General features: G+C 70.2%; 14 protein-coding genes and 1 pseudogene. 10 read left to right on the forward strand and 5 right to left on the reverse strand.

What is annotated here, in order from left to right:
• The first annotated feature begins 57 nt into the window (after nt 1-57).
• Nucleotides 58-960, forward strand: coding sequence for an SDR family oxidoreductase (locus ATK30_RS26040; RefSeq protein WP_101437824.1), 903 nt, complete (start codon nt 58-60; stop codon nt 958-960).
• Here ATK30_RS26040 and solA read toward each other — a convergent pair.
• The 3 genes from solA to ATK30_RS26055 all read right to left on the reverse strand — a co-directional run bounded on the left by solA (nt 950) and on the right by ATK30_RS26055 (nt 5,274).
• A complete protein-coding gene (solA, locus tag ATK30_RS26045; RefSeq protein ID WP_101437825.1) occupies nt 950-2,074 on the reverse strand; it encodes an N-methyl-L-tryptophan oxidase in 1,125 nt (374 codons plus the stop codon). The genes ATK30_RS26040 and solA overlap by 11 nt on opposite strands.
• Nucleotides 2,071-4,305: an FAD-dependent oxidoreductase gene (locus ATK30_RS26050; protein WP_101437826.1), complete on the reverse strand. Its 2,235-nt coding sequence runs from the start codon at nt 4,303-4,305 to the stop codon at nt 2,071-2,073. The genes solA and ATK30_RS26050 overlap by 4 nt, the downstream gene beginning before the upstream one ends.
• Nucleotides 4,306-4,488: 183 nt before the next feature.
• Entirely contained in the window at nt 4,489-5,274 is a 786-nt protein-coding gene (locus tag ATK30_RS26055; RefSeq protein WP_101437827.1) for an IclR family transcriptional regulator, read from the reverse strand.
• A gap of 174 nt (nt 5,275-5,448) precedes the next feature.
• Between ATK30_RS26055 and mtrA the strand changes: the two genes are divergently transcribed.
• The 6 genes and pseudogenes from mtrA to secA form a co-directional block, all read left to right on the forward strand.
• On the forward strand, nt 5,449-6,126 hold the full coding sequence (gene mtrA, locus ATK30_RS26060) for an MtrAB system response regulator MtrA (RefSeq protein ID WP_037355684.1): 678 nt from the start codon (nt 5,449-5,451) through the stop codon (nt 6,124-6,126).
• 7 nt (nt 6,127-6,133) lie between these two features.
• Complete coding sequence (gene mtrB / locus ATK30_RS26065) at nt 6,134-7,864, forward strand: MtrAB system histidine kinase MtrB (RefSeq protein WP_101437828.1); 1,731 nt, start codon at nt 6,134-6,136, stop codon at nt 7,862-7,864.
• Entirely contained in the window at nt 7,861-9,630 is a 1,770-nt protein-coding gene (locus tag ATK30_RS26070; RefSeq protein ID WP_101437829.1) for an LpqB family beta-propeller domain-containing protein, read from the forward strand. The genes mtrB and ATK30_RS26070 overlap by 4 nt, the downstream gene beginning before the upstream one ends.
• 62 nt (nt 9,631-9,692) lie before the next feature.
• Nucleotides 9,693-10,337 carry a ComF family protein gene (locus ATK30_RS26075; protein WP_101441081.1) on the forward strand — a complete coding sequence of 215 codons (645 nt, stop codon included), beginning with the start codon at nt 9,693-9,695 and terminating at the stop codon, nt 10,335-10,337.
• A gap of 776 nt (nt 10,338-11,113) precedes the next feature.
• Entirely contained in the window at nt 11,114-11,797 is a 684-nt protein-coding gene (gene hpf, locus ATK30_RS26080) for a ribosome hibernation-promoting factor, HPF/YfiA family (RefSeq protein WP_101437830.1), read from the forward strand.
• Nucleotides 11,798-12,058: 261 nt separating this feature from the next.
• Nucleotides 12,059-14,614 (forward strand): annotated as a pseudogene (secA, locus tag ATK30_RS26085) (preprotein translocase subunit SecA); the annotation flags it as partial.
• Nucleotides 14,615-15,174: 560 nt separating this feature from the next.
• Here secA and ATK30_RS26090 read toward each other — a convergent pair.
• Entirely contained in the window at nt 15,175-15,654 is a 480-nt protein-coding gene (locus tag ATK30_RS26090; protein WP_208637427.1) for an Rv3235 family protein, read from the reverse strand.
• Nucleotides 15,655-15,869: 215 nt separating this feature from the next.
• Between ATK30_RS26090 and ATK30_RS26095 the strand changes: the two genes are divergently transcribed.
• The gene (locus tag ATK30_RS26095; RefSeq protein WP_101437833.1) at nt 15,870-16,253 is read left to right on the forward strand and encodes an HAD-IA family hydrolase; all 384 of its coding nucleotides are present in this window, start codon (nt 15,870-15,872) and stop codon (nt 16,251-16,253) included.
• Here ATK30_RS26095 and ATK30_RS26100 read toward each other — a convergent pair.
• The gene (locus ATK30_RS26100) at nt 16,246-17,010 is read right to left on the reverse strand and encodes a TrmH family RNA methyltransferase (RefSeq protein ID WP_101437834.1); all 765 of its coding nucleotides are present in this window, start codon (nt 17,008-17,010) and stop codon (nt 16,246-16,248) included. The two genes, ATK30_RS26095 and ATK30_RS26100, sit on opposite strands and share 8 nt — an antisense overlap.
• A gap of 34 nt (nt 17,011-17,044) precedes the next feature.
• On the opposite strand from ATK30_RS26100, the gene ATK30_RS26105 reads away from it, so the two are divergent.
• Together ATK30_RS26105 and ATK30_RS26110 are read left to right on the forward strand one after the other, a co-directional pair.
• A complete protein-coding gene (locus tag ATK30_RS26105) occupies nt 17,045-18,442 on the forward strand; it encodes a WS/DGAT/MGAT family O-acyltransferase (RefSeq protein WP_101437835.1) in 1,398 nt (465 codons plus the stop codon).
• Entirely contained in the window at nt 18,439-18,930 is a 492-nt protein-coding gene (locus tag ATK30_RS26110; protein WP_101437836.1) for a DUF6912 family protein, read from the forward strand. The genes ATK30_RS26105 and ATK30_RS26110 overlap by 4 nt, the downstream gene beginning before the upstream one ends.
• The last annotated feature ends 95 nt before the right edge of the window (nt 18,931-19,025 follow it).

A 19,025-nucleotide genomic window follows, 5' to 3' on the forward strand; every position in this document is an offset into this window, starting at 1 on the left:
TGACATCCGGCGTATGGTGATGTCACCAGGTGTCATCAACTGTGGAAGGACCATCCCATGCGGGTTTTCGTCACCGGGGGCAGCGGCCACGTCGGCTCGGCCCTCGTTCCCGAACTGCTCTCCGCCGGACACGAGGTGGTCGGCCTCGCCCGGTCGGACGCCTCCGCCGCGGTGCTCGCCGAACGCGGCGCGCAGGTGCGGCGCGGCGACCTCGACGATCTCGACGGCCTGCGCGAAGCGGCCGCCGAGGCGGACGGCGTCGTGCATCTGGCGTTCAAACACGACCTGATGGCCAGCGGCGAGTTCGCCGGCGCGGTCGAAGCGGACTTCGCCGCGCTGAAGGCTCTTGGCGAAACTCTCGCCGGCACCGGCAAGCCACTGGTCTCGACCTCCGGAACCTTGATGCTCACCGGGCTCGGCCGCACCGCGACCGAGGAGGACCGCCTTCCCGGCGGCCCGCGAGTCGATGCGGAGAACTACGTGCTCGGGCTCGCCGGACGCGGCGTCCGGTCGTCAGTCGTGCGGCTGCCGCCGTCGGTGCACAGTTCGCTCGACAAGCACGGGTTCGTCCCGACCATGATCCGGTTGGCCCGCTCGGCCGGGGTCTCGCCGTACGTCGGCGAAGGGGCCAGCCGCTGGGCCGCGGGCCACACGCTCGACGCGGCCCGCCTGTACCGGCTGGCGCTGGAGAAAGCTCCGGCCGGATCGATGCTGCACGCAGTCGGCGACGAAGCCATCTCGCTCCGGCAGATCGCCGAGACGATCGGTACGCGGCTCGGTGTCCCGGCGAAGTCCATCACGCCGGAGGAAGCCCCCGCGCACTTTGGGTTCCTCGCGCCGATGGTGCAGGCAGACGCCCCGACGTCCGCCGCGCGCACGCGCGAGCTGCTGGACTGGAAGCCGGAACACCCTGGCCTGCTTGAGGATCTGGCTGAAGAGCACTACTTCGCTACGGAGTGAACCTCGCCGGATCGAACAGCGAGATCGGGTGCCGCGTCGTGCCGTCGACGATCAGGTCGGCGAGAATCTCGCCGACCACCGGCACGAATTTGAAGCCGTGCCCGGAAAATCCGCACGCCACCACCACGCGCGGATGCCTCGGGTGCGGGGCGATCACGAAATGCTCGTCCGGCGTGTTGGTGTAGAGGCAGGTCGCCGCGCGGCGGAAGGTCGCCGGGAGCGTCGGCATCCGGGAGCCGACAACGGCCGCGACCTCGCGTACCTCGTCGTCGCGGATCCGCCGGTCGACAGTGTCGGCGCTGCACGGCGTGCCGCCGAGGTGCATGGCGACTTTGACGCCTTGTGCGGTGTGCGCGGGGAATCCGTAGAACTGGTCGCCTTCAGCGGTTTCCCACAGGTAGACGGGATGCTCGGCGAACGGCCGCACGTCCGTTGGTTCGAACCAGTACTGGACCTGGCGTCGTACGTCGAAGTCGACGCCTAGGTCAGCGAGCAGCACGGGTGCCCACGCGCCGGGGCACAGCACGAGCCGCTCGGCGGTGTAGTAGCTCGAAGCGGTGCCGACGCGCACGCCGGATTCCGTGCTGGTCCACGTGAATACCTGCTCTTCGTGGTGCAGTTCGGCGCCGTGGCGCGCGGCGAGCCGCAGGTGTGCGGCGACGCTTCCTTCGGGCGACACGAAACCGGCGCCGGGTTCCCACAACGCCACCTCGTCCTCGGCCGGGGTGATGGTGGGGAACCGGCGCCGGATCTCGGCCGCGTCCAGGATCTCGTGCGGGATGTCGAACTTCTCCGCGGAAAGCGTGCTGCCCGCGATCGTGCGCGACTCCGGCGGTCCGCCCATCACCGCACCGCAGCGGGTGAACAGCGACCGCCCGGAGTCGCGTTCGAGTTCGTCCCACATCTCGTGCGCGCGCAGCAGCAGCGGCACGTAATCGGGGCCTTCGAGGTATGCCTGCCGCGTGATCCGCGAGCCGCCGTGGCTCGAACCGAGGTTGTGCACCGGCGCGAACTGGTCGATCCCGAGCACCTTCTGGCCCCGTCGCGCCAGCCGGTAGGCAGCGGCGCTGCCCATTCCGCCGAGACCGATCACGATCACGTCGTAGTGCGTCATTCACTGCCCCTCAACGGCTCGGCGGCCACCCGCGCCGCGAGCCGTTTCCCGAAGTGCTCGATTTCCACCGGCGTGCGCGGCCGGGCGTCCGCGACGGGAAGCCAGGCGTAGGCCAGGTTTTTGTCGATGGTGTAGCCGTACGCCCCGCTCGTGACATACCCCGAGGGGCGGCCGTCGACGTACACCGGTTCCCGGCCCTGCATGACGGAACGCGAGTTGTCGACGGTCAAGCACACCAGCTTCCGGCGCGCCGTCGCGGGAGAAAGGTGGAGAAGCGTGTCCCGGCCGAGGAAGTAGCCCTTGTCCATCCGCACCGCGAACCCGAGACCGGCCTCGTACGGATCGTGCTCGGTGGTCACGTCGATGCCGCAGCTTCGGTGCCCTTCCTCCATCCGGAGGCTGCGCAGCGCGTCTTCGCCGGCCGCGACGATCCCGTACGGCTGCCCGGCCGACCAGAGCGTGTCCCACAGCGACCGGCCGAGGTCCGCGCCGGTGTGCAGCTCCCAGCCGGATTCGCCCACGTCGGACACTCGCAGCACGGTCACCGGCACGTCGCCGACGTACGTCCGCCGAACGCGGGAGTCCGATGTGGACAGTTCGGGCAGCACCTGCTCGGCGAGCGGTCCCCACAAGCCGAGACAGCAGGTGCCGCCGGTCGTTTCGCGCAGCTGGACCGAGCCGTCGCCGGGCAGATGACGGCGCAGCCAGGCGACGTCCCGGTGATGGTGCGCGGCGACGTGGAACTGCTCCGCGCCGAGCCGGGCGACGGTGAGATCGCTGCGGACGCCGCCGTCTTCGCCGAGCAGCAACGTGGTGGTGACCGAGCCGGACGGCCGGTCGAGCTGGTTCGTGGTCATCGTCTGCAGGAACGGCAGCGCGCCGCGGCCGGTGATCTCCAGCCGTCGCCTCGGGGTCAGGTCGAACAACGCCACCCGGCTCCGAGCCGCGACGGCCTCCGTGCGGGCATCGGCGTACCGCTGAGGCCGCGCCCAACCGTCTTCCTCGCGAAACTCCGCGCCCAGCGCGACTTCGCGCTCGTAGCAGGGAGTGGTCCGCAGCAGTTCCGGCGCTGGCCGCGGATGGCCCGCCGCCGCCAAGCTCCGCTCCCGCACCCGGCCGGGGGCGAGCTGCAGCCGATCGAACCGGGCAAGGTCGACGGAGTGCAGGTCGAGGTGTGCTTGCCCCTCGATGAGCCAGCGCGCCAGCTCCCGGGCGACCCCGGCGGACCACGCGCAGTCCACCGCCTCGGCGACCCAGAACCCGTCGAGATCCGGATGCTCGCCCAGCAGCGGCAATCCGTCCGGCGTGCCCGGGACCAGCTGCCGGACGCCCTCCTCGACCTTCGCGTCGGCGAGTGCGGGCACCAAGCCGAGCGCGGCCGTCCACGACTCCTCGAAGCCCGCCGGAGCGAACGCGGCGTCGGTGTCGACCGGACCGAGCGCGCTGATGCCCAGCCGGTCGATGTGCTCGCGCAGCGCCAGCCCGGCCCCGCGCAAGATCGGCTTGTCCGCCTCGGTGAACGGGTCGTTGTCTCCGGCGAGCCGCGCCAACGGCGTGGTCAGCGCGTGCTCGACGGCGATCGGCACCACCGGCACGGAGAGGTCGGCCAGCCGCCCGAGCCGCGGTCCGCGTACTCCGGCGCAGGAGACGACCACGTCGGCGCGGAACCGGTCGGTCGCGGTCGCCACCGCGGTCACCCGGCCCGCCGTGCGCACGATCTCGACAATCTCTTGCCCAGTAAGGAATTTCGCGCCCCGCTCCGTCGCGCGGCGAGCTTGGGCGAGGGCCGCGCGGAGCGGTTTGATCAGCCCGTCGCCGGGGACGTGCAGGCCGCCGGCCACCTTCGCGGAATCGAGCAGCGGGTGCAGTTGAGCGCATTCGCCCGGTTCGCGCAGATAGCCGCGCACGCCGGACGACGTCGCCCAGCCCAGCCGTTGCCGCAGCCGGGAAAGCTGCTCGGGAGTGGTCGCCAGTTCGAGGCTCCCGACCGGCTGGAAGCACCAGCCGCCGTCGACGGTCAGCCCGCTGTACTTCTCCGCCGTGTACTTCGCGAACTCGGACGCCGTGCGATCGGCGTGCGTGCGGAAGAGCAGTCCCGGCCCGGGCGAGGCGATCGCCGGTTCCGGTTCGAGGACGGTGACGTCCGTCCAGCCTCGTTCGGTCAGCTCGTCGGCGACCGCGCAACCGAGGAGTCCGGCGCCGAGCACAACGACCCGCGGTCGCACCGCCATCGCGAGGTACCTCCTGCCTGCCGGCCGTCGCGGACGGCCCGGCTCGGGACGAGACAGGCATGCCGGAACGCCCCCGCCGGGGATCGGACGCGTTGCGGATGGAGATCGGTGTTCCGTCTGCTGCAACTCACAAATTGCGGGATCGCGGGCGCGCTGTCAAGAGAGCCGCCGCGGCCGCCCGGTTCACGCGGAGAAGTAGCCGAGCTGAGCGGAAAGTTCCCGGGCCGCCTCGGCCATCGGCGCGACGATCTGCCGGATCCGCTGTTTGGACAGCCGGTAGGACGGACCGGACGCGCTCATCGCCGCGACGACCTCGCCGCCAGGCCCGCGCACCGGCACCGCGACCGCGTGCATGCCCAGTTCCAGCTCCTCGAAGGAGGCCGCGTAACCGTCCTCGGCGACGCGGTCCAGTTCGGCCGCCAGCTCGTCCCGGTCGACCGTGGTGCGCGGCGTGTACTGCTCCAGCTCGTGCGCGAGCATCCGCTTCCGCTCGGCCTCGTCCATCGCCGCCAGCAGGACCTTGCCGCTGGACGTGGCGTGCAGCGGTGTGCGCTGCCCGGTCCAGTTCTGCGTGGTGATCGCCGCCGACCCGCGGGCCTGGCTGATGTTGATCGCGACCCCGGCGTCGGCGATCGCGATGTTGACCGTCTCGCCCAGTTCCTCGGCGAGCGCCTGGCAGGTCTGCCTGCCGAGCTTCGCCAGATCCATCCGGCCGGTCGCGGCGCCGGCCAGCCGGACCACGCCGAACCCGATCGCGTACTTGCCGCGTTCGCCCAGCTGCTCGACCAGCCCGTGCGCCTCCAGCACGCTCAGCAGCCGGGACGCGGTGGACTTGTGCACGCCCAGCTCGCCCGCGATCTCGGTGATGCCGGTTTCGCCGTTGCGGGCCAGCAGCTCCAGGACGTTGATCGCCCGGTCGACGGACTGCACCGCGCTTCCCGTTGCGTTTCCCGAGTCCTGGTTCCGCATAGCGCAACAGTAACGGCTCGGCTGCGATCTGTTCGGCTGAGCGGGCGAATCCGCCCGCCACCGGGGCGCCGGACGCGTCCGGATGGCCCAACCGGGCCGGTGATCTTGATCTTTCCGGTGGTCAAACGCGCGGGTCGTGCGCACGGGTGCGGGCGGTAGTGCGAACATGTGGTCATGAAGGCACGTGTCTTGGTGGTCGACGACGACCCGGCGCTCGCGGAGATGCTCACCATCGTGCTCCGCGGCGAGGGGTTCGACACCGCGGTGGTCGCGGACGGTTCGCGCGCGCTTCCCGCGCTGCGGGAGCTGAAACCGGACCTGGTCCTGCTCGACCTCATGCTGCCGGGCATGAACGGCATCGACGTGTGCAAGGCGATCCGCGCCGAGTCCGGCGTGCCCATCGTGATGCTCACCGCCAAGAGCGACACCGTGGATATCGTGCTGGGGCTCGAGTCCGGGGCCGACGACTACGTGGTCAAGCCGTTCAAGCCGAAGGAACTGGTCGCCCGCGTGCGCGCCCGGATGCGCCGCACCGAGGCCGAGCCCGCCGAATCGCTCACCATCGGCGATCTCGCGATCGACGTTCCCGGACACGAGGTCACCCGCGACGGCAAGGCGATCCCGCTGACCCCGCTCGAATTCGACCTGCTCGTGGCGCTGGCCCGCAAGCCGCGCCAGGTGTTCACCCGCGAGGTGCTGCTCGAACAGGTCTGGGGCTACCGGCACGCGGCCGACACCCGGCTGGTGAACGTGCACGTCCAGCGCCTTCGCTCGAAGGTGGAGAAGGACCCGGAGCACCCGGAGGTGGTGCTGACGGTGCGCGGGGTCGGGTACAAGGCCGGCCCGCCGTGATCCGCCGATGACCGGTTTCGCGGGGCGGCTTCGCGCCGCCGCCCGCGCCGCGGCTCGGCTTTCGGCCCGGGTCGTGGTTTTCGCACGCCGCCGCGCGGTGGCGTTCAACGAGCTGTGGAAGCACTCGCTGCAGTTCCGCGTCACGATCTCGACGCTCGCGTTGTCCTCTGCCGTGGTGTTCGTGCTGGGCATGGTCCTGCAGAACCAGATCACCGAACGGCTGCTGGACACCAAACGCCGCGCCGCGGTCGAGCAGACCCAGGCGCTCGCCGACACCGCCGCGCGCGAACTGGTCGGCGTCGGCGGCGAGTCCGCGGACGCGCTGCACACGCGGTTGCAGAACGCGCTCAAGAAGATCTCCACCACTTCCTCGTCGCGCGCGGGTTCCACCGCGGGCACCTTCGAACCGGTGTTGGCCAGCGTCGGACGCGGCCAGTCGGACACCGACCCGGTGTACGTCGGGCCGTTCAACTCGGTGCCGGAGCGGCTGCGCCAGTTCGTCGAGGCCGACCACCTCGCGCGGCTCGAGCACACAGTCGACGAGAACGGCGTACGGACCACGTACCTGATCGTCGGCACTCCGCTCGCGACCGCGGCCAGCCCGCTGCAGCTGTACTTGCTCTTCCCGCTCACCAGCGAGCAGACCACCGTCTCGACCGTGCAGAACACCTTGTTCGTCGCCGGCATCGTGTTGCTGCTGCTGCTCGCCGGCATCACGAACCTGGTGGTCCGGCAGGTGGTGCGGCCGGTCCGGCAAGCCGTCGCGGCGGCCGAACAGTTCGCCGGCGGCGACCTCGACCAGCGGCTCGCCGTCGTGGGCGAGGACGACCTCGCCAAACTCGCGGTGTCCTACAACAGCATGGCGGCCAGCATTCAGAACCAGATCCGTCAGCTCGAGGAATTCGGCGGCCTGCAGCGCCGGTTCACCTCCGACGTGTCGCACGAGCTGCGCACCCCGCTGACCACCGTGCGGATGGCCGCCGACGTGCTGCACGCGTCCCGCGAACAGTTCCCGCCCGGCCTCGCCCGCTCGACCGAACTGCTGGTCGACGAGCTGGACCGGTTCGAAGCGCTGCTCGGCGACCTGCTGGAGATCAGCCGGCTCGACGCGGGCGTCGAGGAGCTGTCCGCCGAATACATCGACGTGCGGCCGATCGCGACGCGTGCGGTCGAGCAGGTGCGGGTGCTCGCCGGAACCGCCGGCAGCGCAGTCGAACTGGTGCTGCCGGACGAGGACGCCTCGGCCGAGGTGGACGCGCGGCGCATCGAACGGATCCTGCGCAACCTGCTGGCCAACGCCGTCGACCACAGTGAGGGCAAACCGGTGGTGCTGACGGTCGCGGTGAACGAGTCCGCGGTCGCGATCACCGTCCGGGACTACGGCGTCGGCTTGCGGGCGGGGGAGGCCGAACTGGTGTTCAACCGGTTCTGGCGCGCCGACCCGTCGCGCAACCGGCGCACCGGCGGCACCGGGCTCGGCCTCGCGATCAGCCAGGAGGACGCGCGGCTGCACGGCGGCGTTCTCGACGCGTGGGGCGAACCGGGACACGGCGCGTGCTTCCGGCTCGTGGTGCCGCGCCGGCAGGGCGTGCCGATCGCGGACAGCCCGCTGGTGCTGCCGCCGCCGGACGCCGTTTCGGAAATCACGCTCTCGCCGTCGTCGGTCGCCGAACTGCATCCCGCGCCGGAGGCGATCCTCGCCGATCCGGGGCCGGACCGGGAGGAGGTCGGCCAGTGAGGCGAGCGCTTCTCTTTCTCGCCTGCGCTCTGGTGCTCGTGAGCTGCGCGAACGTTCCGCAGGAATCGCTGCCGGTCGTGGTGTCCGCCGAAAAGGCCCCGCAGCAGGCCAACGACGCTCCGGAGCCGCCGGCCAACGCCGACCCCCTCGACATCGTGCGGCTGTTCATCAAGGCCAACGCCGATCCGCGATCGGGCAACGCGGCCTCGCGCGCGTTCCTCGACGACAAACAGCGCGGCGCGTGGCGGCCGAACCGCTCGTTCACGATCATCGACAAGACCTTCAGCACGGTCTACGACACCGCCGCCAGCACCAGTCCAACCGCGACGCCCACCCCGTCGTCGACGGCGCCGGACCCGAACGTCCGCACGGTTTCGGTGCGCGGTTCGGTGCTCGGCACGCTGAGCGCGGACTCCGCGTTCATCCCCGGCAGCGGCCCGGCCGAGCAGACCTTCCAGGTGCGCAAGCAGGCCGACGGCCAATGGCGGATCTCCAGCCCGCCCCCGCCGGTGCTGCTGGTGACCGACGACGAGTTCGACGGGAACTACAACCCGGTCTCGGTGAGCTTCTACTCGGCCGACTCCGGCTCCTTCGTGCCCGACCTGCGCTACGTCCCGGCGAAACCGCAGTCGGGCATGCCGGGCCGCGTGATGGACCTGATCCTGCAGGGCCCGTCCGCCGGGCTGACCGGCGCGGTGAAGAACCTGTTCGGCGACGGGGTGTCGCTCGAAAACAACGTGAAGAACAACGACGACGGCTCGCTGACCGTGCAGCTGACGGGACTCGCCGGGACCAGCCCCGAGACGCGGTCGCTGATCGCCGCGCAGATCGTGCTGTCGATGCAGACCGTCACGTCCACCCGGATCCGGCTGCTCGCCGACGGCGCGCCGCTCGTGCAGGGCCACGAGTACTGGCGCAGCAGCGACGTCCCCGCGTACAACGCCGCTTCGTCGCCGAGTTCGGACCTGCAGGGCCTGATGACGATCGGCGGGCGCATCCGTTCGCTCGGCGACGGCGCTCCGATCGCGGGCGCGGCGGGCAACGGCGCGTACGCGGTGGTGAGCGCGGCCCAGTCGATCGACGGCAAACGCCTCGCGGTGGTCGAGCAGGACGGCGACCGCGTGCGGCTGCGCATCGGCGATCTCGGCCGCGACCTCCCGACAGTCGACCTCGGCGGCGGTTCGCTGAGCCGTCCGACCTGGCGTCCGGCCCAGACCGGAGCCGGGCCGTCGAACGAGGTGTGGACGGTCGTCGACCACTCGATCATCGCGCGAATGGTGCTCGACCCGAACGGCCATTGGCTGCGCCAGAGCGTCAACGCGAACGACCTGCTGGCGTTGGGGCCGATCGGCGTCCTGCGGCTTTCCCGGGACGGCGCTCGCGTGGCCGCGACGGTGAACGGCCAGCTGGTCGTGGCGTCGGTGGTGCGCAGTGGCGACACGGTCACCTTGCGCGAGCCTCGGGTGCTGCAGCCGGGCGTGCTGTCGGACGTCTCGGATGTGGACTGGGGTTCGACGCCGGACACCCTCGTGGCCGCGACGTCTTCGCCCTCGCAGCCGGTTCAGCGGCTGTCGGTGGACGGTCGGCGGATGGACGCTTACAACAGCTCGAACCTCACCGCGCCGGTGCGTGCGGTCGCGGCGGCTCCGAGCCGGCCGATCGTGGTCGCGGACGCCGGGGGGCTGTGGACGGCGACCGAACTGGGCGAAGTCTGGCGGCCGCAGGCGCACTCGATGCAGAACGCGGATCCGTTCTATCCGGGGTGATTCCGGGGCTCCGGGGTGCGCGCGGCCCGAAACTGTCGGTGGTCGGGTGCACACTCGGAGTCATGTTCCTGAGACTGCTGGTGAACCTGCTCCTGCCGACCTACTGCGCGGGCTGTGACACCCGCGGCGCGCCCGTGTGCGCCGCGTGCTCCACGACGTGGGGGTCCCCCACTGCGGTATTCCGCGCGCCGCTGGCCGGGTTGGCTCCGGCCTATGCCTTGGCGCGTTACGCGGGGGTCGCCCAGCGAACCTTGATCGCCTGCAAGGAACGTCGACGTCGCGACATAGTCCCGTTTTTGGGCCGCGTGCTGGCGGCTGGGCTGGCGGCGTTGCCTTCCGGCGGGCCTCGCGCCAGTCCGTGGTGCCTCGTCCCGGCACCGAGCCGACGGACCGCTTCGCGGGTGCGCGGAGGCCCGCACGTCCAGCGGATCGCTTCGGAAGCCGCTCGGCTGACGGGGGCGTATGTCGCGCCTGCCCTGGTGGTGAAGGGCGGACGGGACGCGGTCGGCCTGAGCCGGGCGGAACGCGTGGCCAATCTGGAAGGCCGCCTGCGGTTCGCCGCGGCCGGTCGTCCGCCGCCGGACGCCCGGGTCGTGGTGGTGGACGACGTGATCACCACAGGCGCCACGTCCGCCGCATGCGTCACGGCGTTGAAAAACGCGGGTGTGCCGGTGGTGGCGGTACTCGCCTTGCTGGCGACAGTCTGAAGGGAGCCTGTCCCCACGTCCGAAACCTGAACCCGCCCTGGTCCGGTCCGCCCGCCGCGAATCCGCCGCCGTGCCAAGACCCGGCGGCCGCCGAAAACCGAAATCCGGCGGCGCGGAAACCGGTCCTCCGCCGCGCCCTGAGCCGAAAACGGAACGATTCCCCGAACCGTCCGCCCGAAGAATTCCGCCCGCATTCTTGCCAGGGAGGCAATCACGCTCCACCGCCCACTACCGCCAGGTGTCACCTACACGAGTGATGTCAAGAGGGAACCTCCCGCCGTCGTCGCCCGTTGTCCGGACATGAGGGTCGAGGCCGGAATCACCCCAGCGTCGGGGCAGTCCACCGAGGTGGCGGCTGTGCCGGGCGGGCCGGTCACCCTCGGCGTCCGAGGTGCCGCTGGGTTGAGCCGTCCGCGTGAAACTTGGGCGCGCGCGCTCGGCCTTCCGAGCGGCGGTTCCGGGCTGCGCACGCATGATTCACTGCGCGCCGTGACGAGTTCCCGGATCGTGACATCCCCCGGCTCGGGGGCTGTTGCGGACGGCGTGATGAAGCTAACGTGCTCCGCTATCAGCAAAACCCGCAGGCAGGGAGGTGTGCAGCCCATGTCCCTGGCGCCGGCGGCCCGCTGAGTTCGCGTTCGAGCTTCCGCCACGAGACGTCGTGATCCGGTCGCCGAATTCTTTTCAGCCCGCCGAATCCGTGCAGCAGCCGCTGCGGCACCGGTGCCGTGAGAACACACAACAGCTCGCAGTTTCCTCAGCGAGGGAGGTCGTGTATGGACATCGTCGTTAAGGGCCGCAACGTGGAGGTGCCCGAGCATTACCGGGCGCTTGTCAGCGAAAAGCTGGCCCGCCTTGAGCGCTACGACAAGAAGGTCATCCGCTACGACGTGGAGCTCTTCCACGAGCCCAACCGCAGGCAGGCCAAGAGCTGCCAGCGCGTCGAGATCACCGGGAAGGGCCGCGGTCCGGCTGTTCGCGCCGAAGCGAGCGCAGCCGACTTCTACGCAGCGCTCGACTCCGCCGTCACCAAGCTGGAAAACCGGCTCCGGCGGACACACGACCGCAGGCGTGTGCATTACGGACGCAGCCGTCCCGAGTCCGTCGCCGAGGCGACGTCGATGGCAGGCGGATCCGATGCCGTCGCCGGGCCCGCCATGGGCACGGCCGTCCTGGACGCACCCGACGCGACCGAATCCATGGCGAACGGTTTCGCGGCGACGAGTGCGGGCGACATTCCCCGGCAGGGGCGCTGGGAAGACGAGGACCTGGGCCATCAGCCCGGCCGCGTCGTCCGCGAGAAGCAACACGACGCGGATCCCATGACGGTGGACCAGGCTCTCTACGAGATGGAGCTGGTCGGCCACGACTTCTACTTGTTCAACGACTCCGAGGCCGGCCGGCCGAGTGTCGTCTACCGGCGAAAGGGCTTCGACTACGGCGTGATCCGGCTGGGCTGACCCCTCCGGAACGACTCCACCGGCGGCCCGCACGCGTTCGCGTGCGGGCCGCCGCCGTGCCCGGAGCGCGACTCGCGGCACGACCTTCGTCGGGACCTGTGGAAACCTCCCGTGACCTTCTGCGACGACGTGCGTGCGCGGACCAGTCCGCGTTCCCTACGATGGGGGAGACGGCGGCGGCGCACACGGGCGCCAGCCGTGGCGATTTACTGCCCGGGAACGGCCTGGGCGCGATCATGATCAGCTAGTGAGGTCGACCGGATGGTGCTGAACCGCCTGCTCCGCGCGGGCGAGGGCAAGATGGTGAAGCGGCTGCGCAACATCGCCGATCACATCAACACCCTCGAAGACGACGTGAAGGACCTGTCGGACGCCGAACTGCGGGCCAAGACCGACGAGTTCCGCGAGCGGTACGGCAAGGGCGAATCCCTGGACGAGCTCCTGCCGGAGGCGTTCGCCGTCGCGAGGGAAGCCGCGCACCGGGTGCTCGGCCAGCGGCCGTACGACGTCCAGCTCATGGGCGGGGCCGCGCTGCACCTCGGCCAGGTCGCCGAGATGAAGACCGGCGAGGGCAAGACGCTGACCTGTGTCCTCGCGGCCTATCTGAACGCCATCCCCGGGGACGGCGTGCACGTCGTCACCACGAACGACTACCTCGCCAAGCGCGACGCGGAGTGGATGGGCCGCATCCACCGCTTCCTCGGCCTCGAGGTCGGCGTCATCGTCGCGGAGCAGGACCCGCAGGAGCGCCGCAAGCACTACAACGCCGACGTCACCTACGGCACGAACAACGAGTTCGGCTTCGACTACCTGCGCGACAACATGACCTGGTCGCTCGACGAATGCGTGCAGCGCGGGCACAACTTCGCGATCGTCGACGAGGTCGACTCGATCCTCATCGACGAGGCGCGCACCCCGCTGATCATCTCCGGCCCCGCGGACCAGTCGTCGCGGTGGTACGTCGAGTTCGCCCGGCTCGCGCCGCTGATGCAGGGCATCGACACCACCACCATGGGCACGCGCGAGCGGGTCGAGAAGGCCAACCTGATCAACTCGAAGTACCACTACGAGGTCGACGTCCGCAAGCGCACCGTCGCGGTCACCGAGAAGGGCGTCCGGTTCGTCGAGGACCAGCTCGGCATCGAGAACCTCTACGAGGCGGCGAACACCCCGCTGGTCGGCTACTTGAACAACGCGCTGAAGGTCAAGGAGCTCTACCACAAGGACAAGGACTACATCGTCCGCGACGGCGAGGTCATGATCGTCGACGAGTTCACCGGGCGCATCCTCGTCGGCCGCCGTTACAACGAGGGCATGCACCAGGCGATCGAGGCCAAGGAAGGCGTCGAGATCAAGGCGGAGAACCAGACGCTCGCCACGATCACGCTGCAGAACTACTTCCGGCTCTACAAGAAGCTGGCCGGCATGACCGGTACCGCCGAGACCGAGGCGGCCGAGTTCCACCAGACCTACAAGCTCGGCGTGGTGCCGATCCCGACGAACCGGCCGATGATCCGCGCCGACCGCGCCGACCTGATCTACAAGAACGAGCAGGCCAAGTTCGAGGCGGTCGCCGAGGACATCGCCGAGCGGCACGAAAAGGGCCAGCCGGTGCTGGTCGGCACCACGAGCGTGGAGAAGTCCGAGCACCTGTCGAAGCTGCTGCTCAAGCTGGGCGTGCCGCACGAGGTGCTGAACGCGAAGTACCACGACAAGGAAGCGCTGATCGTCGCGCGCGCCGGCCGGAAGGGCGCGGTCACCGTCGCCACGAACATGGCGGGCCGCGGTACCGACATCGTGCTCGGCGGCAACCCGGACATCATCGCCGACGAGGTGCTGCGCGAGCGCGGCCTCGACCCGGTCGAGAACTCCGAGGAGTACGAGGCCGCGTGGCCGAAGGTGCTCGAGGAGATCAAGGAAGAGGCGCGCGTCGAAGCCGACGAGGTCCGCGAGGCGGGCGGGCTCTACGTGCTCGGCACTGAGCGGCACGAGTCGCGGCGCATCGACAACCAGCTGCGCGGTCGTTCCGGACGACAGGGCGACCCCGGCGAATCGCGGTTCTACCTGTCGCTGGGCGACGACCTGATGCGCCGGTTCAACGCGGTGCTGGTCGAACGCATCATGACGACCATGCGGCTGCCGGACGACGTGCCGATCGAGCACAAGATGGTCTCCAAGGCGATCAAGAGCGCGCAGACCCAGGTCGAGCAGCTCAACATGGAGACCCGCAAGAACGTCCTCAAGTACGACGAGGTCATGAACGAGCAGCGCAAGGTGATCTACGCCGAGCGGCACCGCGTGCTCGAGGGCGAGGACCTGCGCGAGCAGATCGAGCACATGATCGTCGACGTGGTGAAGGCGTACGTCGCGGGCGCCACGTCCCAGGGCTACGCCGAGGACTGGGACCACGAGCAGCTGTGGACCGCGCTGAAGACGCTGTACCCGGTGAGCCTCGACTGGAACGACCTGATCGAAGACGGCGACCTCGACGCGGAAAGCCTGAGCCAGGCGCTGGTCGACGACGCGCTCGCGGCGTACGCCAAGCGCGAGGCCGAGATCGACGAACTGGTCGGCGAGGAAGGCTCGATGCGCCGCCTCGAGCGCCAGGTCATGCTCACCGTGCTGGACCGCAAGTGGCGCGAGCACCTCTACGAGATGGACTATCTCAAGGAGGGCATCGGCATGCGGGCGCTCGCGCAGCGCGACCCGCTGATCGAGTACCAGCGCGAGGGCTTCGACATGTTCCGCGCGATGCTCGACTCGCTGAAGGAGGAGGCCGTCGGCTTCCTGTTCAACCTGCAGGTCGAGCGCGCCGAGCCGGAAACCGTGCAGCAGCCGGAACCGTCGGCGCTCCCGGGCGGCGTCACGTCCGCCACCGCCGCGGCGGCCGGGGCTTTCGGCGCCAAGAGCGAGAACGAGGGCAAGCACGCCCGCCCGGCCCCGCCGCAGCCCCCGGCCACCGACTCCGATTCGGTCCCGTCCGCCTTGCGCGGCAAGGGACTCGGCGGCGGTGTCCAATCCGGACTGACCATGTCCGGCCCGTCCGAGGGCGGCGGTGTCGAGTCCCATTCGGACAGTGCCAGCGACTCGGACGCCGGAGCCGCGGGCGGCACCCGTCGCGAGCGGCGGGCCGCTGAGCGGGCGCAGGCGAAGAAGGGCAAGAAGGGGCCGCGTCGCTGACGCGTCCCTGATGCTGTCCTCTGTGGACGGCACGGCTGAGAACGGCAGCACGAGAACTTCTCGTGCTGCCGTTCTGTCGTCTGGGGTCCACAGTGGACCTGCGCGGGCGGCGGTGCCCCGCTCGGCTGATCGGCTTCAATGCCGGTTAACGCACCGAACGGCTGTCCCAGGAGTTAGGACAGCTGTCCTGAACCCAGCTAGGCGACCGAAGGCCGTCCGGCCTGCACCCCCTCGGTGCGCGGTGCGAGCACGTGAAACCGCGTGCACACCCAGCCCGTCCGCGTGCGCTCGAACCGGGCCGCCAATGCCAGCACGCGGGGTCCGGAATGGATGATCGTGCTGGTTTCCAGCGCGGTCTCGGTCGGACGGCACACCCGCAGATCCCCGGCGACGTGGTGGCGGATGCCCGGCATCAGTCCCTGACTGCTGAGCCGGGAAAACAACGCCTCGTCCACGAGCGGGCGAATCTGCCCGGCCGCGCGCCGACCCGCGAGGACTTCGAGGATGGCGTTGAGCCGCTGGGTGAGCCGCCGTCCTGTGGGCGGGTCTGTGAGCCGCAGCAGCCGATGCCCAGCGGGCGGCAGGTCGTACGGCGACGGCCACGCGGTGCGGCGATGCGTACGTCGGCCCTTGACCTCCGGGACAGCGGACAGCGGCCGGAGGCTGTGGTTCGTCATTGAGTTCCCTCCCCGAAACATGGACGTCCACCCGCGGGTTAGTGCGCCCGGCGGCCGGAGGATGGGACGTTGTGTGCCTGATCCGGCGAAAAGGGCAGAACGGCGCACACGGGATCTCTCGGATGCGCTAATGGGGCCTCGTCGCGGTGGCGGTGAGCGCGCTGGTGATGCCGCGGCGGAGACCTTGCGCGACCGAGAGCGGATAGGCTGGCGAAGTGCTGAAAGGCTTGCTCGTCGACTACGCCGGAGTGCTCACCGACCAGGACGCCGCGCTGCTCTACGAGTACCTGCGCGACGCCCGGGCGAACGGCATGCGCACCGCGCTGGTCTCGAACGCGCCAGGAGCCGCACCAGAGATGAAAACCGAGCTAGCGCGATACTTTGACGCGCTCGTCTTCTCCGGTGAGGTCGGGGTGGCCAAGCCGAACCGCGAGATCTATCTCGTCGCGGCCGAGCGGATCGGGCTGGCCGCGCCCCGCTGTGTGTTCGTGGACGACGCCGAGCGGAATGTGCGCGGGGCCGTCGCCGCGGGCATGGTCGGCGTGCACCACCGCACCATCGCCGAAACTCTCGACGAACTGGCGGCGTTGTTCAGCTGACCCCGCGCCGCACGAGTTCGAAGGACAGCACCGCGGCCGCGGCGGAGACGTTCAGCGATTCGACGTCGCCGGGCATCGGGATCGACACCCACTCCGTCACCAGTTCAGCGACCGCCTCGCCGACGCCTTCGGTTTCGCCGCCCAGCACGAACGCCGACCGCTGCGGCAGCTCCACGTCGAACAGCGACGTCGGTGCCGAGGCACCCAGCGCGAACAGGCTGTACCCGGCCTCCACCAGCATTTCCGCCGCCTCGCGGGCCGATCCGCAGCGCAGCATCGGTGCGCGAAAGGCGACACCCGCGGAGGACTTCACCACCATCGGGTCCAGTGCGGCGACACCCCGGCGCGGCACGATCACGCCAGCGAGCCCGGCGGCCGTCGCGGTGCGCAGGATCATGCCCACGTTGGCCGGGGTGGTGATGCCGTCGAGGAGCAGCAGCCGGGCGGGCGGGCGGCGGTCGTCGAGGGCGGCGGCGAGGGCGCGCATCCGGGGCGCGACGACGTCGGCCAGTACGCCCTGGTCCTGTTTTCCGTTGCCGGCCAGCACTTTCACCCGATGCGCGCTCGCCCGCTGCACCGGAACCCCGGCGGCTTTAGCGGCGCGCTGGATCTCCGCGGCGGCGGGGCCGCGGGCGGTGTCGGCGAGGATCACCTTGTCCACGCGCAGGTCCGGATCGCCCAGCGCCTCCAGCACGGGCTTGCGCCCGTAGACGGTCAGGAAGCGGTCTTTCGGCGAACCCGCCAGCTCATCACCCACACCGGCCAGTCTCGCATTGTGTAAGGATCGGCTCATGCCCGACCGCCTGTCCGCGCTGGACGCCTCGTTCCTGTACGTCGAGGACCAGACGACGCCCATGCACGTCGGGGGCGTGGCGATCTTCGAACGGCCGTCGTCTGGATTCACCTACGAGCAGGTGCTCGACCTCGTCGCCGCGCGGCTGGCGTTCCTGCCCCGCTACCGCCAGCGCGTGCTCGCCGTGCCGGGGCACCTCGCGCGCCCGGTGTGGGTGGACGACGTCGACTTCGACCTGAACTACCACGTCCGCCGCTCCGCGCTGCCCCAGCCGGGCAGCGACGACCAGCTGTTCGACCTGGTCGCGCGGCTGATGTCGCGGCGGCTCGCGCCGGAACGCCCGCTCTGGGAGGCGTATTTCGTCGAGGGGATGGCCGGCGACCGGGTCGCGATGGTGACGAAAACGCACCAGTCCGTTGTGGACGGTGTCGGCACGATCGACCTCGGCCAGCTGATCCTCGACGAGACCCCTGAACCGCCCGAGCCGTTCGAGGACAGGTGGGTGCCGCGGCGCGAGCCGAGCCGCACGCAGCTGGTCCTCGACGCGATGAGCGAGACCGTGCAACGGCCCGGCGAGCTGATCGAAAACGTGCGCGCGGTCGCCGGCGACGCGGCGACCACGGTGAGCAAGGCCGTCGAGACGCTCAGTGGCGTCGCGGCGACGATCACCCGGCCCGCTCCGCCCGGGCCGCTGAACGTCCGGGTGTCCGGCGGCCGCGTGTTCTCGGTCGTGCGCACGCGGCTGGAGGATTTCCGCAAGATCCGCGCGGACCACGGCGGCACGGTCAACGACGTGATCCTCGCCGCGATCACCGGTGCGCTGCGGGAATGGCTGCTGTCGCGCGGGGAGAACCTCACGCCGACCGAGACCGTGCGGGCGCTCGTGCCGATGGCGGTCACCGACGCCGAAACCGCCGAGTTCGCCACGCCCGCGCTGGTCGGCAACGAGGTCGCGGCGTACCTGATCGACCTGCCGGTCGGCGAGCCGAGCGCGGTGCTGCGGCTGCAGCACATCGGCCACGCGATGGCCGAGCACCTGAACTCGGGAAGATCGGTGGCCGCGCGCGGGTTGCTGAAGGTGAGCGGGTTCGCACCGGCGACGCTGCATTCGCTCGGCGCGCGGGCCGGCGGATCGCTGTCCGGACGGATTTTCAACCTGATGATCACGAATTCGCCGGGGCCGCAGGTGCCCGTGTACGCCGGAGAGGCGAGACTGGTGGAGATGTTCCCGGTGATGCCGCTGATGCGCACGCAGGCGCTGGCGATCGGGGTCACCTCCTACCACGGCGGGGTCTACTTCGGACTCAACGGCGACCGCAAGGCCGCGTTCGACGTCGGGCTGCTCGGCGGGATGATCGAAGAAGCGCTTGAAGAGCTGAAGGGTGCGCACTGGTGAGGGTTTATCTGCCTGCGACGATCGCGATGCTGAGAGACCTGGAGGCCAACGGCGAGTTCCGCGCTCGCAGCGGCACCGGTTTCGCGCTGACGCCCGCTCTGCGCGAGGCGTACGCGAGCGGTTCCGACGAGGAACTGGAATACGCGGCATTGCTGGACGCGGCCCGGGCTTCGCTGCGCCTGATCGCGGCCGAGGAAAAGGCCGAGCCGCGGCGAGCCGTGGTGTCGGTGGACGTCGAAGACGCGACGCTGCGGCCGGACTTGGACGCGGCCGTCGTGCGGCTCGCCGGTCCGGTGCCGAAGTCCCAGATCGCGGCGATCCACGTGGACTCGGCCGAAGCGGAAGACGCGGTGGCGGCCGCGGCGGCGGTGATCGACGCCGCGGATTTGGGCGACGAGGACGCCGAGTTCGCCCTCGGCGACGCCGAGGACCACGAGCTGGCCTGGTACGCGTTGCAGGAGTTGCCCTTCCTGCTCGAACTGCTTTAGCCGGTCCGGGAAGGGCTCCTTCACGGACTTCGATTCAGCACCAGGGACTTACGGCGGCCCGATGGGCGCGGCTGAGGCGCGTCTAGCGGGATCCG

This window comes from Amycolatopsis echigonensis (assembly GCF_002846615.1).
GTDB classification, from domain to species: domain Bacteria; phylum Actinomycetota; class Actinomycetes; order Mycobacteriales; family Pseudonocardiaceae; genus Amycolatopsis; species Amycolatopsis echigonensis.

Coding starts and splice junctions, on each gene's coding strand:
- ATK30_RS26040 (WP_101437824.1), top strand. CDS start 58: ATGCGGGTTTTCGTCACCGGGGGCAGCGGCCACGTCGGCTCGGCCCTC.
- solA (WP_101437825.1), bottom strand. CDS start 2,074: ATGACGCACTACGACGTGATCGTGATCGGTCTCGGCGGAATGGGCAGC.
- ATK30_RS26050 (WP_101437826.1), bottom strand. CDS start 4,305: ATGGCGGTGCGACCGCGGGTCGTTGTGCTCGGCGCCGGACTCCTCGGT.
- ATK30_RS26055 (WP_101437827.1), bottom strand. CDS start 5,274: ATGCGGAACCAGGACTCGGGAAACGCAACGGGAAGCGCGGTGCAGTCC.
- mtrA (WP_037355684.1), top strand. CDS start 5,449: ATGAAGGCACGTGTCTTGGTGGTCGACGACGACCCGGCGCTCGCGGAG.
- mtrB (WP_101437828.1), top strand. CDS start 6,134: ATGACCGGTTTCGCGGGGCGGCTTCGCGCCGCCGCCCGCGCCGCGGCT.
- ATK30_RS26075 (WP_101441081.1), top strand. CDS start 9,693: ATGTTCCTGAGACTGCTGGTGAACCTGCTCCTGCCGACCTACTGCGCG.
- hpf (WP_101437830.1), top strand. CDS start 11,114: ATGGACATCGTCGTTAAGGGCCGCAACGTGGAGGTGCCCGAGCATTAC.
- ATK30_RS26090 (WP_208637427.1), bottom strand. CDS start 15,654: ATGACGAACCACAGCCTCCGGCCGCTGTCCGCTGTCCCGGAGGTCAAG.
- ATK30_RS26105 (WP_101437835.1), top strand. CDS start 17,045: ATGCCCGACCGCCTGTCCGCGCTGGACGCCTCGTTCCTGTACGTCGAG.